A 17,244-nucleotide genomic window follows, 5' to 3' on the forward strand; every position below is an offset into this window, starting at 1 on the left:
TTATTTAGTGCGTTTTAAAATTTCGTCTTTAGTATTAGGTTTAAAGTGAGCTCCGGCGCAACGCATTACAGCATCAAAACCATAACGGCTTTTCATTTTATCCATGGCGGCATAAAGTGCCAACATTTCCTGAGTATCTTCAAAAAGATCAATTTGATACGTTCCGCGTACCAATCCGCTAAAGCGAACCCCAATCAAACGAAGACGCATACGACGCTGATAGACTTTCTCAAAAAGCTCTATTACATTCTTAGTCAAAATATGATCGGCTGAAGTATAAGCAACTCGGCATTGTTTGGTTTCCGTATCAAAATTGGCGTAACGAATTTTAACCGTAACTGTTGAAGTCAGCCATTGTTCAGAACGCAATTGAAAAGCTAGTTTTTCGACCATTCCCAAAAGCACTCTTTTGAGTTTCGCAATATCAATGGTGTCTTGAGAAAAAGTATGTTCTGTAGAAATAGATTTTCTTTCGCTATACGGTTCTACAGGTGTATGATCGATTCCGTTCGCTTTTTTCCAAATATCGAGGCCGTTTTTTCCAATCATTTGCTGTAAAACCTCAGCAGGCATTTCGGCCAAAGTCTGAATTTTACGAACACCAATTCGGGACAAGAGTTGAAAAGTTACGGTTCCGACCATTGGTATTTTCTGAATCGAAAGCGGATTCAAAAAAGTCTGTACCTTATGTTCTGGAATTTCAAGATTTCCTACTGGTTTACCTTCGCCTGTAGCAATTTTAGAAACCGTTTTATTGATCGATAACGAAAAACTAATCGGAAGTCCAGTTTCCTTAATTACCTTTTGTGCCAATTCATCCGTCCATTTATAACTTCCATGAAATTTATCCATTCCCGTAATATCCAGATAAAATTCGTCGACACTTGCTTTTTCCAAAACAGGTGCTTTTTCTTGAAGAATTTCGGTTACATCATGAGACATTTTTGAATATAATTCCATGTCGCCTTTGATAACTTTCGCATCAGGGCAAAGTTTCATCGCCATTGCAATAGGCATTGCAGAACGTACTCCAAATTTGCGGGCTTCATAGGAACAAGAAGCCACAACACCGCGTTCTCCTCCGCCCACGATGAGTGCTTTTCCGTTTAGTTCAGAATTTATGAGTCGTTCGCAGGATACAAAAAAGGTATCCAAATCCATATGTACAATTGCCCGTGCCATTTTTCCTTTTTGTTTTTGTATGAAACAAAATTAGCACAGGTGGTAACATTTTTTTGTATATTTGCTGTTCCAAATTATAACAAATTTATTATGTCCTTATTTTCAGACAACATCAGAGCGTTAAGGGTTAAGCATAAAATATCACAGGAGAAATTAGCTGAAAACCTTAGCATTACCAGAGGAAGATACGTGAAATACGAAGATGGAACTTCGGAAGCACCGTATGATATTCTAAAGAAGATTGCGCTATATTTTCATATGAGTATTGACTTGATATTATCGGTCGATATTCGTAAGATTGATGTGCAAAATTTGATAAAACTAGAAGGCAACCGACTTATTTTACCCATTCAAGTGGATAGTTTTGGAGAGAATTTTATTGAAATTGTATCTCAAAAAGCAAAAGCAGGTTACCTCAATGGATATGCTGATCCAGAATATATCGAAAGTTTACAGCAAATTACACTTCCGTTTTTAGGTCCTGGAAAACACCGCGGATTTCCTGTTGAAGGGGATTCGATGCCACCGCACGAAGATGGTTCTATTATTATTGGTCGTTATGTGGAAAAGCTCGGAGATGTAATGGATGGTAAAACCTATATTTTGATTACTAAGAATGAAGGAATGGTGTATAAGCGTCTCAATAAAAACAAAAAGAACTCCTTGGTTTTAGAATCCGACAACAGCTTTTATCCGAATTATGAAGTGAAAGCTTCTGATATTTTGGAGATTTGGGAATACGAATGTAATATTGGCCGTTCGGATAAAAAACAAGAAATGACGGAAACTGGAGCAATGAAAGATTTGCTTTTAGAATTGAAAAGAGAAGTTCGAGAGATTAAGAATAATACTTCGAATGCTTAATTTTTTTTCCGCCACGAATTCACGAATTTTGATTTAAAATAAAATGAATATCCAAAAAGCCAAAATCGAAGATCATATCCGTTTAACGGAAATCACCAAAAAGTCAAAAGCCTATTGGGGATATTCGGATGAGCAAATGGAGAAATGGAGCAATAATCTTACGATCACGATAGAGTATATAGAAACAAATTCTGTTTTTAATTTGGTTGATGAAAATCAGATTATTGGCTATTATTCTTATTTTAGATTAGAAAACAATCAGGTAAAATTGGACAACTTATTTATTTTACCTGAATATATCGGAAAAGGATTTGGTTCTTTTTTAATGAATGATTTTGTGGAAAGAATGCGAAATGAAAAATGTCAAAAAATCATTTTAGATTCAGAACCCAATGTCGAACAATTTTACCAGAAAATCGGATTTACAAAAATTGGTGAATTTGAAACTTCAATAAAAAATAGATTTATGCCGATTATGGAAATAAATCTATGATTTCGAAGAAAAAAAATGCCACGAATTCACGAATTTTGATTTAAAATAACTCGTCAATTCGTGGCTAATAAATTTACACAAAGCCCTTCAAAAATCATTTTAATCTGTGCGATCTTTAGCTTAAAAAAAACTTTTGCGACTTAGTGCCTTTGTGGCAAAAAAACTTAAAAAATCTTCGCAAATCCCAAACCATATTGTTGCCCGTTGTAAAAAGGCATAATCATAGAAGTCGATTTGTTTTCGGCTGATGATTTGAATAATTTTTTAGTAATGTATGGATTGATCCAATACGCAATTTTGGTGCTTAAAATCCCGATTCCCGCTCCAGCGGCAACATCAGTTAACCAATGGCGATTGTTGTAAATTCTAAATAATCCCGTTCCAGTTGCAACGGCATAACCGGCAATTCCGTACCAAATTGATTTGTCTTTGTATTCTTGATATAAAAATTCGGCACCCATAAACGCAGTTGCAGTATGTCCGGAAGGGAAGGAGTTGTTCGAACTTCCGTCAGGTCTTTCTTCGTGTACAATCGATTTTAAACCCAAAACTGTTGAAGCCATTATAACATACGAAGTCACAAATATAACAGAACGGTCACGCATATTGTTTTTGCCTTTTACACCAAAAGCATTCAAAGCATAAACAGATGCTGCAGGCGCATATTGCGAGAAATCATCAATTGTAATTTTCTCGTCAATATCTTCGGTGACCTCAGACTTAATTTGATGATTAAAACTCAACAGTTGATCATTTCCAATTCCAATAACACCATATCCAATTAATACACTTGGAATAATTAATTGTTTGTAATTGAATTTTAGCTGATGCGAAGTACTGTCAATTTTTGTAATCGAGTCGTTTTGCTGTGCATTCACAGAAAACAATCCGAATAGAAATACCAGAAGAATAGCTTTGCAGGACATTTTTATTTTTTGTTTTTGTTATAATAATAACGAATGTATGATCTAACTATTTTTGTCTTAATTGAACCTTAAGCGGATATTAATTTGTTGGTTTTAAATAGGGTAGTTCGGTTAAGATTAGCTAAATATTAGGCGATTAATAACTATTTTATTTTTCTTTTCTCCGGATTTTGATGATTGTCCCAAAAAGATAATATTTCTATTTGATCGTTATTAATTTCATAAAAAATCAAATAGATTTTCATGGGAATAACGCGAGTGATTTTATTTGAAGTAAGTCTTCCTATAAACTCATTATTAGAAAGAGTTTCTAATAAATCTTCAACTTCTTCAAGAATTTTTAAGCTGTAATCAGAATTTTCATTTCTAAAAGCATAAAATTCAAGAACATTAGAAAATTCAAGTTTGGCAAGATTCGACCAGATTATTTCTTTTTTAGCCATTCTCTCATCTCTGAAATTACATCTTCATTTTTATGAAAATCACCGTTTTTTATTTGATTTCGGCTTGTTTCGATAGAAGATTGCTGTTCAAGATTTAATTCATATAGAGACTGTTCGGAAGAATCAAAAATAGTTTGAAGCGCTTTTAAAAAATTCATGTCTTTTGAATCTCTAATTCTTGAGATCAAATTTTCTTTTATTTGTGCTGTCATGTCCATATCAAATTCTTTATAATACTCAAAATTAAAGATTTCTTTTCAAAGTAGTACTAATAATTATACTTTTAACGAAAACCAAAACGTACTTCCCAATCCTAAATTACTTTCTACACCAACGCTTCCGTTTTGGGCTTCTATAAATTCTTTGCTTATCGCTAAACCTAATCCAGTTCCGGATTTTTGACTTCCAGGTACTTGAAAATATTTATCGAAAACTTTGTCTTTGTATCTTGTATCAATTCCTTTTCCGGTATCGATGACCTGAAATACGATTTGATTGTTTTCTTTTTTTAATTTGATAAAAATGGTGCTTTTTTCAGAAGAATACCGAATCGCATTCGACAAATAATTAATTAAAACCCAGCCTGTTTTTTCGCTATCGGCTTTTACATCTTCAAGATTTTCATCTGCATTAATAACCAATTTAATCTGTTTTTGATCGGCCTGAACTTTTACGGCTTCAACAGCATAATTTACAATTTCATGCGGATTGCTTTTTTCAATATTTAGTTGAATATTTCCAGTTTCCAATTGTGATAAATTGAGTAATTCGCCCGTAATTTTCAACAATCTTTGGCTATCATCTTTTATGCTTTCAACCAATTGCTTTTGATCGTCGTTCATGTCGCCCGTTTTGGCATTTTCAAGCAATTGAAGACTTAGTTTTATAGAGGCAATCGGCGTTTTTAATTCGTGCGAAACGGTCGCAATAAAATTGGTTTTGGCAAAATCCAGCTCTTTAAAAAGTGTAATATTTCGCAGAATAATTACATCACCAATATTGATTTCTTTTTCTTCACCAGTCGGAATTATGGTAATATTCAGAATTTCTTTTTCGAAATAACTTTCTTTTCCGTGCGCATAAATTTTAAGTGGTTGTTTTTTAGGTGCATCAATATCATCTTTTAAAATCAAAGACCGAATCAAATCATTCGATAATGCCAAATTTGAAGCCGATTTTCCAATAACATCTTCCAGTTTCAGACCAATAATTTTTAATGCTTCATCATTGGCAAACAAAACAATTCCTTCATTGTCCAGACCAATAATCGGGTCGTGCATATTATTGATAAGCGTTTCCAGCCGTTTTTTTTCGAAGAATAATTTGTACAAATTACTATCATTATATTCCTGAAGTTTTTGCGCCATCGTATTAAACGACTTTGCAAGATCGCCAAATTCGCTATGACTTGTAAAATGTACTCGTTCTGAATAATTTTTATTGGCTATTTCTTTAATACTCAGCGTTAATTCCTTTATTGGGTTTGCAATATTATTAGGTAAATTAACGAGTAGATTAAAAGCGATTAAAAAGCATAAACTTCCAACAATGGCAATCCATAAATTAGCATTTTCGGCAGTAAGTTTAGCAATGTCACTTTTCTGTTTTATAGCATCCAGATTGAGTTTCATAATAGCAAAAATATCCTGTCTGATCTGTGTTTTCAGAACTTCATTTGCTCCATTTTTTTCTAAAAGAGCAAAGCTTTTCTCTAGGTTTGCAGTTGCTTCTTTTTCTCCAGGTTCGGTTACATTTTGAGTTTGTTTTTCCAGATATTCTTTAAAAGTCTTAATCTCATTATCTGGATTTGCTTTAATTTCATCCAAAGACAAAATCATATTTCGCGAATATTCCAATGTATTATAATTCGCTTTTAGAATATTCTCTGTGTCTGCTTTTATTAAAAAAACAGAATAACCGCTTACGAGCGAAAGTATAATGATCATTAAAAATAATAATCCAACGCCCAGATTTAATTTGGTTTTAATTCTCATTGTATAAAACATTTAATTTTTTATTGAACCATATAAGTGATATAAGAAAATATTAGAAGATGTATAGGAAATACTTTGTATCTTTTTTAACCGCAAGGTTTCGTAAAGCAACAAAGATTAAATTAAAAAAACTTTGTGCCTTAGTGGCAAAAAAAGAAACATCCTAATTAAATGAACTTATATAACTTATATGGTTTTAAAAATTTTTCAAGACAGTATAACAAGATCAACATTTGATAAAGACAGTTTGTTTAGCAAACGCCTGAAAATTGTTGTAGACAAAATTACTTTAAATAAATTCAAATGCGGTTTTCCGATGCACACAGTTGTAATTTGTTTTTCTTCAACAGTTGCTAAAATCGCATTGGCAATATTTGAATTTTCCAATTTAATAACTTCTGCGCCCAATTGTACGGCAAGTTTAAAGTTATTAATTAAATGCCGCTGTTTATCTAAAGCAATTTTATTACTGCTTTCCTGCGGCGTTTCTACATACAAAACATACCACGACCCGTTGTAATAACTTGCTAATCTTGCTGCTTTTCGAATCACAATTTTAGCCGTTTTATCATTACTGCTAATACAGGCCAAAAGTTTCTCATGTCGTAAAGCATGAAGATTCGGAACTTCATTTTCAACTTTTCGAACGACCTGACTCGCTACTTCTTTCAAAGCTAATTCTCGAAGTTGTAAAATCTGTTCCGATTTAAAAAAGTTCGTTAAAGCCGTTTGAATTTTGTCAGGAGTATAAATTTTCCCTTCTTTCAAACGCGCAATCAAATCTTCCGAGGTCAAATCGATATTGACCACTTCGTCTGCCAATCGCAAAACATTATCAGGAATCCGTTCCTGAACATCAATTCCTGTAATCCGTTTTACATCCTCATTTAAACTCTCAATATGCTGAATATTAACAGCGGAAATTACATTAATTCCAGCTTCTAGAATCTCCAGAACATCCTGCCAGCGTTTTTCATTTTTGCTTCCTTCAACATTGGTATGTGCCAATTCATCAACAATAACCACTTCTGGTCTAAGGTTGATGATTGCCTGAACATCGAGTTCTTCGAGTTCTTTTCCTTTATAAAAAATAGTCCGTCTCGGAATAATCGGAAGGCCAGAAAGTAACTCATGCGTTTCCTTTCGCATGTGCGTTTCGATGTAGCCAATTTTCACATCGATTCCGTTTTTCAATAACGAATGCGCTTCCTGAAGCATACGAAAAGTTTTGCCCACACCGGCGCTCATTCCAATGTAGATTTTAAACTTTCCTTTTCGTGATTTCTGAATTAAATCGAGAAAGTGCTGTGCGTTATTATTTTTCTGTTCCATAAAAATATGCTTTAAGCAATAAGCTTTAGGCTTTAGGCTTTAGGCAGTATAACTTTTAAAAAGCTTACTGCTTAAAGCCTATAGCCTAAAGCTAAAATGAAATCGCCAGCGAAGTTGTTACAAACGTATTCATATCCGTTGGGAGATTATCTTTATTGATGAAGATTTCATCTTTGCTCGAAAGATTTCTGGCTTCAATTCTAAACATAACATTATCAGTTACTAAGTAATCAAAGTTAGCTGAAAATCCATAAGTTTTAAAACCGTTTGGCGTTTCAGTTGCGATAATTACACCTTTTTCATCACTATAATATTCACCGCGCGCTGCAAGCTGAATTTTTTCTGTTGGTTTGTATTGCAGAATTAAAACTGGCGAAAACCAAGTGTCGTATTTATTACTGTTCTTAGCCGCTTGTTGCGATCCAACATCAAAACCAGCCGTAATGTTTGTTTTCTCCGTTATTTTAAACTGTCCGTAAAAGTTATTAAAATAACGCCATTTTTTGTCAATATCAGGCTGTTCATTTCCAACATAAGTACTCCAGTTCAAAGCCACTTTATCAGATGGTTTGTAGGTAATCTGAGTTCCAAAAGCAGGCGTTTGATTGCCTTCAACTTTCTCAATTCTCTGCCATCCATTCAAATACATTTCTGCCAAATACCATTCTCCAGATTCAGAAGTATAGCCAATTTTCACACCCGTTTCATAATAAGGAGAATTCTCAGCCATAATACTTCTTGTTAAAGTCTGGCAGTCTTTTCCAATGGCACTCTCAAAACCAATATGCGAAGGCATAATTCCTCCATCAATCCATAAATTATGGCTTTTCGAAATCTTCACACCAACATTGGCTTCGTAAACATTTTTCAATAAACCTTGTTCGGCCGCCATATTATATTCTGCATAAGTTCCGGCCATCAAGGCAAAATTTCCCCGAATATTTTCTTTTGAATAATTCACTTTTGCCATACCCAAATTCAGGTTTACCTCGTTGCTTTTATTGTAACTGTATAAGAAATTTGGCCGAGTATGATTTTCAGGTTTCCCGAAATCATAACTATAATAAGCGTCTACATATCCTGAAAATGTCAACGGACTTTTAGATTCTTCTTGTGCGTGTAAATTGCTATAACCAAAAACGATTAAAGCAGTAAGTATTATTTTTTTCATTTTTTGTGGTATTCAATTATTTATTAGTAGATTTTTTTAGGAGCTAATCCCGCTATCCGTTTCAATCTTTTGTGCCGAACCCCGGCACAAAAGGATTTCCACTACTATCGGGGCTAGGGCATTTGGGGTAAAAAAGGCGTTTTGTTTCCTAACAGGTTTTTAAAACCTTGTAGGTATTAATTTTAAAGTTTTGGTTTTATCGCTTGGTTTGTCATCCTGAGGAACGAAGGATCACACTAGTAGCTCGACAAAGATTGGCGATCATGCAGACGGAGTTTCTCGTGTGATCCTTCGTTCCTCAGGATGACAAACTACATGGTTACTCCATGATAATAGTTGATGTCGATTTTTATACCTACAAGGTTTTGAAAACCTTGCAGAAGAAAACCTTAGAACCTTAGCGACTCAGAACCTCAGAACCTTTTTTAGAAAGCTCATCCAGCGCCACATTCAATTCCAAAACATTAACCGTTTCAGGACCAACGACAGCCGAATTAATTTTAGACTCCACCAAAGCTTTTACTTTTGCTTCATCCAGTTTTCGCTCTTTAGCAATTCGTTTTACCTGAATCAACGCGCCTTGCGGAGAAACATTCGGATCTAAACCACTTCCAGAAGCCGTAACCATATCAGCTGGAATGTCTGATTTCTTCAAATAGGGGTGAACCAATAAAAGCGTATCAATTCTTTTTTGAACCAAAGCCAAATAATCAGGATTACTTGGACCTTTGTTGCTTCCGGCACTTCCAGCAGCATTATAATCTACAGCCGAAGGTCTTCCCCAGAAATAATTCGATTTATCGAACTTTTGTCCGATTTTTTGATAACCAACCACTTTTCCGTTAACCGAAAGAGTTTCTCCTTTTCCTTGATTTGGAGCCAATTGTGCGATTCCGTAAATCGCAAGAGGATAAATAACCGCAAATAAAATCAAAGTAAATACGGTAAGTTTTAAGAGTGAAAATATAGTTTTCATTTTTTTGAGATTCTAAGAGACTAAGTTGCTAAGGTTCTAAGTTTTTTTCTAGGAAGCTTAGTAATCTAAAGTCTGTGTTTTTAATTGAGTTTTTAAAAGTTCTTGGGTTTTACGACTCTAAGAAAAAAACTTAGCATCTTAGAGCCTTAGCATCTCAGAACCTTACATAAATAGAGCTACTAGTAAATCAATAACTTTGATTCCGATAAAAGGAACAATTAGACCACCTAAACCATAAATCAAAAGATTTCTTTTCAAAATAGCACTGGCTCCAATTGGTCTGTAATCAACACCTTTCAGCGCAAGCGGAATCAATATCGGAATGATAATCGCATTGAAAATTACAGCCGATAAAATCGCACTTTCTGGACTGTGCAAATGCATGATATTTAAACCTTGCAGCGCAGGAATCGCAGTAATAAAAAGAGCAGGAACAATAGCAAAATATTTCGCAACGTCATTTGCAATAGAAAAAGTAGTTAAAGTTCCGCGGGTCATTAAAAGCTGTTTTCCAATTTCAACAATCTCGATTAATTTCGTTGGGTCATTGTCAAGATCGACCATGTTTCCAGCTTCTTTTGCAGCTTGAGTTCCGCTGTTCATGGCAACGCCCACATTGGCTTGCGCTAGGGCAGGAGCATCGTTAGTTCCGTCACCCATCATGGCAACCAATCTTCCTTCGGCTTGTTCTTTTCGGATGTAATTCATTTTATCCTCAGGTTTAGCCTCGGCAATAAAATCATCAACTCCGGCAGCTTCGGCAATAAATTTAGCCGTAAGTGGATTATCACCTGTAACCATAACCGTTTTGATTCCCATTCTGCGTAAACGCTCAAAACGCTCTTTCATTCCGGTTTTTATAATATCCTGAAGTTCGATAACACCTTGAACTTCATTGTTTTTAATTACTACCAATGGTGTTCCTCCATTAGATGAAATGGTAATAACTTGTTGTGCAGTATCTTCAGGAAAAGAATTTCCAGCTTGCTGCGCAATGTTTTTAGCAGCGTCTTGTGCGCCTTTTCTAATATTGGTTCCGTCTTTTAATACGACTCCAGAAGTTCTGGTTTCGGCAGTAAATTTGATGGTGTGTGAAATATCAGAAGTAGTTTGCAAAAAGCTTGCTTTAACCTCATTTTTTACATCGATCATCTCGCTTAATTCCAATATACTTTTTCCTTCTGGGGTATCATCTGCAAGCGAGCTCAAAACAGCCGATTTTACAAAATCATCAAAAGAAACTCCTTTGGTTGGATAAAAATTGGTTGCTTTTCTGTTTCCAATGGTAATGGTTCCGGTTTTATCCAAAAGCAATACGTCAATATCTCCGGCAGTTTCAACCGCTTTACCTGATTTTGTAATTACGTTGGCGCGTAGCGCTCTGTCCATTCCCGCAATACCAATCGCAGAAAGAAGCCCTCCAATTGTGGTTGGAATTAAACATACAAACAGAGCAATGAAAGCCGCAATCGTGATGGGTGCGTTGGCATAGTCGGCAAACGGTTTTAGCGTAACGCACACAATCACGAAGATTAAAGTAAATGCAGCTAATAAAATGGTTAAGGCAATTTCGTTTGGTGTTTTCTGACGGCTCGCACCTTCAACCAAAGCAATCATTTTATCCAAAAAGCTTTCGCCAGGTTCAGATGTTACTTTTACTTTAATTTTATCTGATAATACTTTTGTTCCTCCGGTTACAGATGATTTGTCACCGCCTGCTTCCCGAATTACAGGAGCACTTTCTCCAGTAATGGCACTTTCGTCGATTGTAGCCAGACCTTCGATAATTTCACCATCGGCAGCAATTAAATCACCGGCTTCGCAAACGAAAATATCGTCTTTTTTTAATGCCGAAGAACTGATATTTCTGATTTCTCCGTTTGGCATAATTTGTCTGGCAGGAGTTTCTTCACGTGTTTTTCTTAAACTGTCAGCTTGTGCTTTTCCTCTTGCTTCGGCAATTGCTTCGGCGAAATTGGCAAATAAAAGCGTTGCCAGTAAAATCAAGAACACAATTAGGTTATAAGTAAAACTTCCCTGATCATTAGCACCCATTAATATGGATATGCAGACAGCAAACATAATGGCTGTTCCAATTTCTACGGTAAACATTACCGGATTTTTGATCATCATTTTTGGATTCAGCTTGACAAAAGACTGCACTAAAGCTTCTTTTACCTGCTTACTTTCAAACAATGATGTGGATTTATTAGTTGTCATTTTCTTGTAGAAAGTTAAATGTTATTTGTTAAATGTTATGCGTTGAAAAAACACACAGATTGTAAAACATAGCCAGTGGTTTCAACCATTGGGACGCAACGTATATCACAATCTTTGTCCCTGCAATTCGTTTCAGGTGGTTGAAACCACGGGCTATATTGAAATGCGAATGGTAAAATCGTTATTCTAACTATGTGTGAAAACGAGTTTTCTTTTTATTCTTTTTTATAGATTTAAATTCTATGTTTCTATGTGTTTAAATTATCCAGCATTTTTATTTTAAAGTAAAGAATTCTGCCAATGGACCTAAAGCCAAAGCAGGAAAGAATGATAAAGCAGCAATAATCGCAATTACAGCAAAAGTCATGATTCCGAAAATTGAGGTATCTGTTTTTAAAGTTCCAGCACTTTCCGGAATGTATTTTTTACCTGCCAGTAAACCTGCAATTGCTAATGGTCCAATGATTGGAATAAATCGGCTTAACAATAACACAATTCCTGTAGTGATATTCCAAAACGGATTATTATCTCCTAATCCTTCAAAACCAGAACCGTTATTGGCCGCGCTCGAAGTATATTCGTATAACATTTCTGAGAATCCGTGATTTCCTGGATTGTTTAACCAACCTGTTGCGTTACCGCTGAACCAATATCCCATTGCGGTATCATGTGCAGCAAAATAAGATGCTAAAGCAGTTCCTGATAATATTAATAAAGGATGTAGAATGGCAATAAAAGCAGCAATTTTAACTTCCCGAGCTTCGATTTTCTTTCCTAAAAATTCAGGAGTTCGACCTACCATTAATCCGGAGATGAATACCGCCAGAATAATGAAAATGTAGTAGTTCAAAATACCAACGCCACATCCGCCGTAAAAGGCATTTACCATCATCGATAATAATTGCATTGCGCCAGAAACCGGCATTGAACTATCGTGCATACTGTTTACAGAACCTGTAGAAATTACTGTTGTGGCAATACTCCAAAATCCTGAAATTGCTGGGCCAAACCGAACTTCTTTTCCTTCCATCGCTCCAGTTGTTTGTGCGATCCCCATTTTTTCAATAGCAGGATTTCCATTGATTTCACTCATTATTGTCGGAATTACCAGTAGTAAAAATCCAACGGTCATGACTCCAAAAATAATGTAAGACAGTTTTCTTTTCTTAAGGAAAAAACCTAATGCGAAAATCATCGCAAAAGGAATAATCAACTGCGCCCAAAGTTCAACCCCGTTAGTAAAATAAGTGGGATTTTCTAATGGATGCGCTGAGTTGGCTCCAAAGAATCCACCACCGTTCGTACCAATATGTTTAATAGCAATAAAGGCTGCGGCTGGTCCGCGAGAAACTTCTACATGATCACCTTGCAGTGTTGTAATAGCATCTTTACCTTCAAAAGTCATTGGCGTACCGCTAAAAACTAATGCAACAGCCACAATTGCTGAAAGTGGTAATAAAATACGAGTACAGCTTTTGATGAAATAATTATAAAAATTACCCAATTGTTCTGTAGTTCTTTCTTTCATTGCTGTAAAAATCATAGCGGCGGCAGCCATTCCGATACCAGCAGAAACAAACTGAAGGAACATCAATACGATTTGTGAAAGGTAAGAAACCCCGCTTTCGCCAGAATAATGCTGTAAGTTGCAATTGACCAAAAATGAAATAGCAGTATTAAATGCCAAGTCTGGCGTCATTGAAGGGTTGTTATCTGGGTTAAGTGGCAAAGAACCTTGAAACAATAAGACAAAAAAGCAAAGAAAGAACCAAACCATGTTTATGCTTAAAAGTGCTTTTAAGTGTTGTTTCCAGTTCATTTCTTCAGTGGAATTTATACCGCTGATTTTAAAAATAAATTTTTCAATTGGATTGAAAATTGGGTCAAAAAGTGTCTTATCTCCCAAATAAACTTTAGCAATATATTTTCCTAAAGGAATCGCTAAAATAATAGTTAGGATAAAAATACCAATGACGCCTAATAACTCTGTGTTCATATATTTAATTTTAGATTGTTGATTTTAGATTTTAGATTTTTTTGAGATAATCTTAAATTCTAAAATTCTTTTTTTTAAAATTTTTCGGGTTTGATTAAGACATAAACCAAATACACGAAAACGGCGATTGAAATAATAAATAGTGCAGTCATGATTTAGATTTTTTCAAAGAATTCAACTGACAGAAAACAAATAGCAAACAGCAAAACGGCCAATGCGAGTAAAAGAAATGTGATCATAGGATTTATTTGGAATTTTAGATTTTAGAATTCAGATTTTAGATTTTAGATTTTAGATTTTAGATTTTCCGATTAAACTTTTATACGCCAGAAGTATTAACCTGCTTGATGTATTCCGCTTTAAGCGTTTGAGGAAAAAGGTGTGAAATATTGCAGTGGCGCATTTCCATAAAAGAAGAAACCGAAAAAATATAGACATTAGAAATGGCATTTTTAGTTTCGATGCTTCCGCTGATAAATAAGCGTTCAGCAAGAGCTAGGCATTTTTTTGCACGAACGATATTTCCAGAAATAATAGATTTTTTGGTTATCTCGGCAAAGCGTTCTGCTTGTTTGTAGATTGAGGTGACTTGATTTTTCATGAGAATGAATTTTTATGTTCTCCCTCCTTATGCCAAAATATGTTCCGAAAAAGTAAGGTAACTGCTAAAGTGCTGTCAATAAAAGGAATGTAGTTTTGTGCCAAAAATTAGGCATAAAAAAAGCCTATCAAAATGATAAGCTTTTATTGAAATGATAAGGTTTATTTAATTGTGAATTGTGAATTGTAAAATGTAACCTTCTTTTAATTTGAAATTTGAAATTGCAATTGGTTTTGAAATTTAAATTTTGGAATTTTCAATCCCATATTCTTCCAATTTTCGATACAAAGTCGCAATTCCAATTTCTAATAATCTTGCCGTTTCAGCTTTATTACCTTTTGTATAATTTAAAACCTTTTGGATGTGCAGTTTTTCAACACTCTGCATCGAGAAAGCCGACATTGATTTTGTGCTTTTTTCAGCTTGATGTTGCATTTCATACGGCAAAACATCTGAAGTTAAAGTATCGCCATTACTTAAAATAACCGATCTTTCGATAATATTTTTAAGTTCACGGATATTTCCCGGCCAAGAATAATTTTCTAATTTCTGCAGAAAATCATCTGAAATATGTAATGTTTTTTTGTTTGTTTTTTCAGAAAATTGTTTGACGAAATAATGTGTCAAAACGCCAATATCCTTGATTCTTTCTCGCAACGAAGGCAGTTTGATTTCGAAGATATTCAAACGGAAATACAAATCAGAACGAAAACGATGTTCGTCACTTTCTGTTTTTAAATCTCTGTTTGTAGCCGCAATTAACCTGAAATTTGATTTTTTCGGAGTTGTATCGCCAACCGGAATATATTCAGAAGTTTCTAAAACACGTAGTAATTTTGCTTGAAGATCAATTGGCATTTCTCCGATTTCATCCAGAAATAAAGTACCGCCGTTTGCTTCTTCAATAAAACCTTTTTTATCTTTTAATGCTCCGGTAAAAGCGCCTTGTTTATGACCAAAAAGCTCACTTTCCAGAATTTCTTTACTAAAAGTACTGCAGTTTAGCGCCACAAAAGATTTCCCAACACGATTGCTGTTTTCATGAATAGCCTGCGCAAAAACTTCTTTTCCTGTTCCGGTTTCACCAGTTAACAAAACGGTCGAATCTGTTTTGGCAACTTTTTGTGCAAGATCAATAACTTGTTCAATTCCTTTAGATTTTCCAATTATAGTCTCGAAAGAATATTTGCTTGCAATACGTTTTTCCAGTTGCTGTACTTTTTTTTGCAATTCCACTTTCTCTAAAGCTTTATAAAGAAGCGGAATAATTTTATCGTTATCGTCACCTTTTACAATATAATCAAAAGCACCATTTTTCATTGCCTGAACTCCGTCTGGGATATTTCCGAAAGCAGTCAGCAAAATAACTTCTACAAGCGGGAAACTTGCTTTTATGTTCTGAAGAAAATCAACGCCATTTCCATCAGGTAATTTGACATCACACAAAATGACATCAATTTCGGTTTGTTCCAGTTTCTTAAAACCAGATTTTAAATCTTTTGCCTCGAAAACTTCAAATCCTTCCGATTTTATAATACGCGCCAGCAGACTTCTCAGTTTTTCTTCGTCGTCTATAATTAAAATTTTGTGTGTCATTTGAGGAAGTAAGTTGTTTTGATGTACAAATTTAGGCTTTAAATCACTTTCCTTTTTTAATTCGGAATAAATTATTTTTAAGTATGTAATCAGTTTTAAAATATTTTCATCGAAAAGAAATGTATTTTTAGATCGAAAAAGAACCACTAAAATTTATGTCAAAACGAATTCTCATTATAATAACTGCTGTATTGTTCTGTAGTCTCCATGGTTTTTCAAATGAAATGATTGAAAAAGATTCTTCAAAATCAAAAACTATTTCTTTTAAAATCAAATTAAAATCGGCTGATGAGGTTAAAATCAAACCTGCTCCTTTAAAATTCAACAAACATTTTGCCTATAGTTTTACGCTTGATGATGGATATCGATCTGCTTATTTAACAGTCTTTCCATTATTGAATGGCGGAAAAATCAGTAATCCTGATAAAAACGAATGGAAAATCGACCAAGGCGGAGACGGAACAACTTCAAATGGACTTTTTTATTCAGACGGTTTCGGAAATAAAATTCCTTTTAAATTGGCACTGGCTATTAATGGAGGTGCAATTCGTGATTTACCAGAAAACCGCGGACATCTTTCTTGGCAAGAAATTAAAGAAATGTATAATGCTGGCTGGGATGTTTTGAATCACGGTTTTCATCATGCTACAAAACACGGTACAAATTATTTGACAGAAGTAACCGAAAATACTACATCAATAAAACAAAATCTTGATTTTACCATGTCACACTTTGTGGTTCCTGGCGGAGAAGGCGATGAGAAATATTATTTAGAATATGAAAAAGAGGCACTTAATAACGGACATTTTTCGGTAGCGTCTTATTATGGTGTTGGGCCAGTTTTTAATGTCGATTCAAAAGTCGATTTAGATAAAATGATTACAGCCAGAACTTTTGTGCAGAGTTCAAAAGATTCTACTAGTTTTAAAACAATGGATCGTTATTTAAAAACACTAGATTCAATTGTAAAACAACCAAATGCGATTTGGTTTAACGAATTTACACACGGAACCGGAAATACAAATTTATGGAATCTAAGCATGCGTTTCCCTGATTTTAAATACTATATGACAACGCTTGCCAATAAATACGGAGCAAAAGGAAACGATTCCATCTGGATGGCACCGTGGCAGGAAGTTTACGAATATATTTGGTTAAGAGACAGAATTAAAGTCGATTACAAACAAAAAGATAAAGAAATTGAAGTTACGATTGAATTGCCTGAAATTCCAGAAAATTTTAGATATAAAGATGTTTCTTTAACAATTGATACTTCTTCAAAATTCGAAATCGAATCAAGTAAAGATTTAAAAATTAAAGACGACGGAAAAACAACTCACAAACAGATTTTGATTCAATTGAAATAAAAGTTTTTTGCCACAGATTAAAGGATTAGAAAGATTTTTTTTGCCACGAATTCACGAATTTCTCTAATTCCTATTTTTTTACT

The 17,244-nt window shown here is 34.5% G+C and carries 16 protein-coding genes; 3 read left to right on the forward strand and 13 right to left on the reverse strand.

The annotated features are described in order from the left end of the window. Positions 1 to 1,182 (reverse strand): DNA polymerase IV, encoded by a 1,182-nt coding sequence (gene dinB, locus M0M44_RS10235; RefSeq protein WP_248729654.1) that lies wholly within the window; start codon positions 1,180 to 1,182, stop codon positions 1 to 3. Between the two features lie 90 nt (positions 1,183 to 1,272). Here dinB and M0M44_RS10240 point away from each other — a divergent pair, with 90 nt between their 5' ends. Together M0M44_RS10240 and M0M44_RS10245 are read left to right on the forward strand one after the other, a co-directional pair. Then, positions 1,273 to 2,046: an XRE family transcriptional regulator gene (locus tag M0M44_RS10240; RefSeq protein WP_248729655.1), complete on the forward strand. Its 774-nt coding sequence runs from the start codon at positions 1,273 to 1,275 to the stop codon at positions 2,044 to 2,046. Between the two features lie 43 nt (positions 2,047 to 2,089). Then, positions 2,090 to 2,539 (forward strand): GNAT family N-acetyltransferase, encoded by a 450-nt coding sequence (locus tag M0M44_RS10245; RefSeq protein ID WP_248729656.1) that lies wholly within the window; start codon positions 2,090 to 2,092, stop codon positions 2,537 to 2,539. Between the two features lie 164 nt (positions 2,540 to 2,703). Here the strand turns inward: M0M44_RS10245 and M0M44_RS10250 are convergent, their stop codons facing one another. The 12 genes from M0M44_RS10250 to M0M44_RS10305 form a co-directional block, all read right to left on the reverse strand. Then, positions 2,704 to 3,465, reverse strand: a complete 762-nt coding sequence (locus M0M44_RS10250; protein ID WP_248729657.1) for a phosphatase PAP2 family protein — start codon at positions 3,463 to 3,465, stop codon at positions 2,704 to 2,706. A 143-nt stretch (positions 3,466 to 3,608) separates the two neighbouring features. Further along, entirely contained in the window at positions 3,609 to 3,908 is a 300-nt protein-coding gene (locus M0M44_RS10255; RefSeq protein ID WP_248729658.1) for a type II toxin-antitoxin system RelE/ParE family toxin, read from the reverse strand. Then, entirely contained in the window at positions 3,890 to 4,126 is a 237-nt protein-coding gene (locus M0M44_RS10260; RefSeq protein WP_194139115.1) for a hypothetical protein, read from the reverse strand. The genes M0M44_RS10255 and M0M44_RS10260 overlap by 19 nt, the downstream gene beginning before the upstream one ends. Positions 4,127 to 4,183: 57 nt before the next feature. Continuing rightward, positions 4,184 to 5,902, reverse strand: coding sequence for an ATP-binding protein (locus tag M0M44_RS10265; RefSeq protein WP_248729659.1), 1,719 nt, complete (start codon positions 5,900 to 5,902; stop codon positions 4,184 to 4,186). A 207-nt stretch (positions 5,903 to 6,109) separates the two neighbouring features. Next, positions 6,110 to 7,234: a sensor protein KdpD gene (locus tag M0M44_RS10270; protein ID WP_248729660.1), complete on the reverse strand. Its 1,125-nt coding sequence runs from the start codon at positions 7,232 to 7,234 to the stop codon at positions 6,110 to 6,112. A gap of 91 nt (positions 7,235 to 7,325) precedes the next feature. Then, on the reverse strand, positions 7,326 to 8,405 hold the full coding sequence (locus M0M44_RS10275) for a porin (protein ID WP_248729661.1): 1,080 nt from the start codon (positions 8,403 to 8,405) through the stop codon (positions 7,326 to 7,328). A 397-nt stretch (positions 8,406 to 8,802) separates the two neighbouring features. Next, positions 8,803 to 9,381, reverse strand: a complete 579-nt coding sequence (locus tag M0M44_RS10280) for a K(+)-transporting ATPase subunit C (protein WP_248729662.1) — start codon at positions 9,379 to 9,381, stop codon at positions 8,803 to 8,805. Between the two features lie 162 nt (positions 9,382 to 9,543). Beyond that, on the reverse strand, positions 9,544 to 11,601 hold the full coding sequence (kdpB, locus tag M0M44_RS10285) for a potassium-transporting ATPase subunit KdpB (RefSeq protein WP_248729663.1): 2,058 nt from the start codon (positions 11,599 to 11,601) through the stop codon (positions 9,544 to 9,546). Between the two features lie 274 nt (positions 11,602 to 11,875). Beyond that, positions 11,876 to 13,597: a potassium-transporting ATPase subunit KdpA gene (kdpA, locus tag M0M44_RS10290; protein ID WP_248729664.1), complete on the reverse strand. Its 1,722-nt coding sequence runs from the start codon at positions 13,595 to 13,597 to the stop codon at positions 11,876 to 11,878. Positions 13,598 to 13,671: 74 nt separating this feature from the next. After that, positions 13,672 to 13,749 (reverse strand): K(+)-transporting ATPase subunit F, encoded by a 78-nt coding sequence (gene kdpF / locus M0M44_RS10295; protein ID WP_081909388.1) that lies wholly within the window; start codon positions 13,747 to 13,749, stop codon positions 13,672 to 13,674. A gap of 167 nt (positions 13,750 to 13,916) precedes the next feature. After that, positions 13,917 to 14,198, reverse strand: coding sequence for a DUF7674 family protein (locus M0M44_RS10300; protein WP_134151626.1), 282 nt, complete (start codon positions 14,196 to 14,198; stop codon positions 13,917 to 13,919). A gap of 240 nt (positions 14,199 to 14,438) precedes the next feature. Continuing rightward, on the reverse strand, positions 14,439 to 15,794 hold the full coding sequence (locus tag M0M44_RS10305; RefSeq protein WP_248729665.1) for a sigma-54-dependent transcriptional regulator: 1,356 nt from the start codon (positions 15,792 to 15,794) through the stop codon (positions 14,439 to 14,441). Positions 15,795 to 15,949: 155 nt separating this feature from the next. Between M0M44_RS10305 and M0M44_RS10310 the strand changes: the two genes are divergently transcribed. Beyond that, positions 15,950 to 17,161, forward strand: a complete 1,212-nt coding sequence (locus M0M44_RS10310) for a polysaccharide deacetylase family protein (RefSeq protein WP_248729666.1) — start codon at positions 15,950 to 15,952, stop codon at positions 17,159 to 17,161. Positions 17,162 to 17,244 lie beyond the last annotated feature (83 nt).

This window comes from Flavobacterium humidisoli (assembly GCF_023272795.1).
GTDB lineage: Bacteria > Bacteroidota > Bacteroidia > Flavobacteriales > Flavobacteriaceae > Flavobacterium > Flavobacterium humidisoli.

Bases quoted from the DNA above. Each gene is read 5' to 3' on its own strand.
- dinB (WP_248729654.1), bottom strand. From the start codon at position 1,182: ATGGCACGGGCAATTGTACATATGGATTTGGATACCTTTTTTGTATCC.
- M0M44_RS10240 (WP_248729655.1), top strand. From the start codon at position 1,273: ATGTCCTTATTTTCAGACAACATCAGAGCGTTAAGGGTTAAGCATAAA.
- M0M44_RS10245 (WP_248729656.1), top strand. From the start codon at position 2,090: ATGAATATCCAAAAAGCCAAAATCGAAGATCATATCCGTTTAACGGAA.
- M0M44_RS10250 (WP_248729657.1), bottom strand. From the start codon at position 3,465: ATGTCCTGCAAAGCTATTCTTCTGGTATTTCTATTCGGATTGTTTTCT.
- M0M44_RS10255 (WP_248729658.1), bottom strand. From the start codon at position 3,908: ATGGCTAAAAAAGAAATAATCTGGTCGAATCTTGCCAAACTTGAATTT.
- M0M44_RS10260 (WP_194139115.1), bottom strand. From the start codon at position 4,126: ATGGACATGACAGCACAAATAAAAGAAAATTTGATCTCAAGAATTAGA.
- M0M44_RS10265 (WP_248729659.1), bottom strand. From the start codon at position 5,902: ATGAGAATTAAAACCAAATTAAATCTGGGCGTTGGATTATTATTTTTA.
- M0M44_RS10270 (WP_248729660.1), bottom strand. From the start codon at position 7,234: ATGGAACAGAAAAATAATAACGCACAGCACTTTCTCGATTTAATTCAG.
- M0M44_RS10275 (WP_248729661.1), bottom strand. From the start codon at position 8,405: ATGAAAAAAATAATACTTACTGCTTTAATCGTTTTTGGTTATAGCAAT.
- M0M44_RS10280 (WP_248729662.1), bottom strand. From the start codon at position 9,381: ATGAAAACTATATTTTCACTCTTAAAACTTACCGTATTTACTTTGATT.
- kdpB (WP_248729663.1), bottom strand. From the start codon at position 11,601: ATGACAACTAATAAATCCACATCATTGTTTGAAAGTAAGCAGGTAAAA.
- kdpA (WP_248729664.1), bottom strand. From the start codon at position 13,597: ATGAACACAGAGTTATTAGGCGTCATTGGTATTTTTATCCTAACTATT.
- kdpF (WP_081909388.1), bottom strand. From the start codon at position 13,749: ATGACTGCACTATTTATTATTTCAATCGCCGTTTTCGTGTATTTGGTT.
- M0M44_RS10300 (WP_134151626.1), bottom strand. From the start codon at position 14,198: ATGAAAAATCAAGTCACCTCAATCTACAAACAAGCAGAACGCTTTGCC.
- M0M44_RS10305 (WP_248729665.1), bottom strand. From the start codon at position 15,794: ATGACACACAAAATTTTAATTATAGACGACGAAGAAAAACTGAGAAGT.
- M0M44_RS10310 (WP_248729666.1), top strand. From the start codon at position 15,950: ATGTCAAAACGAATTCTCATTATAATAACTGCTGTATTGTTCTGTAGT.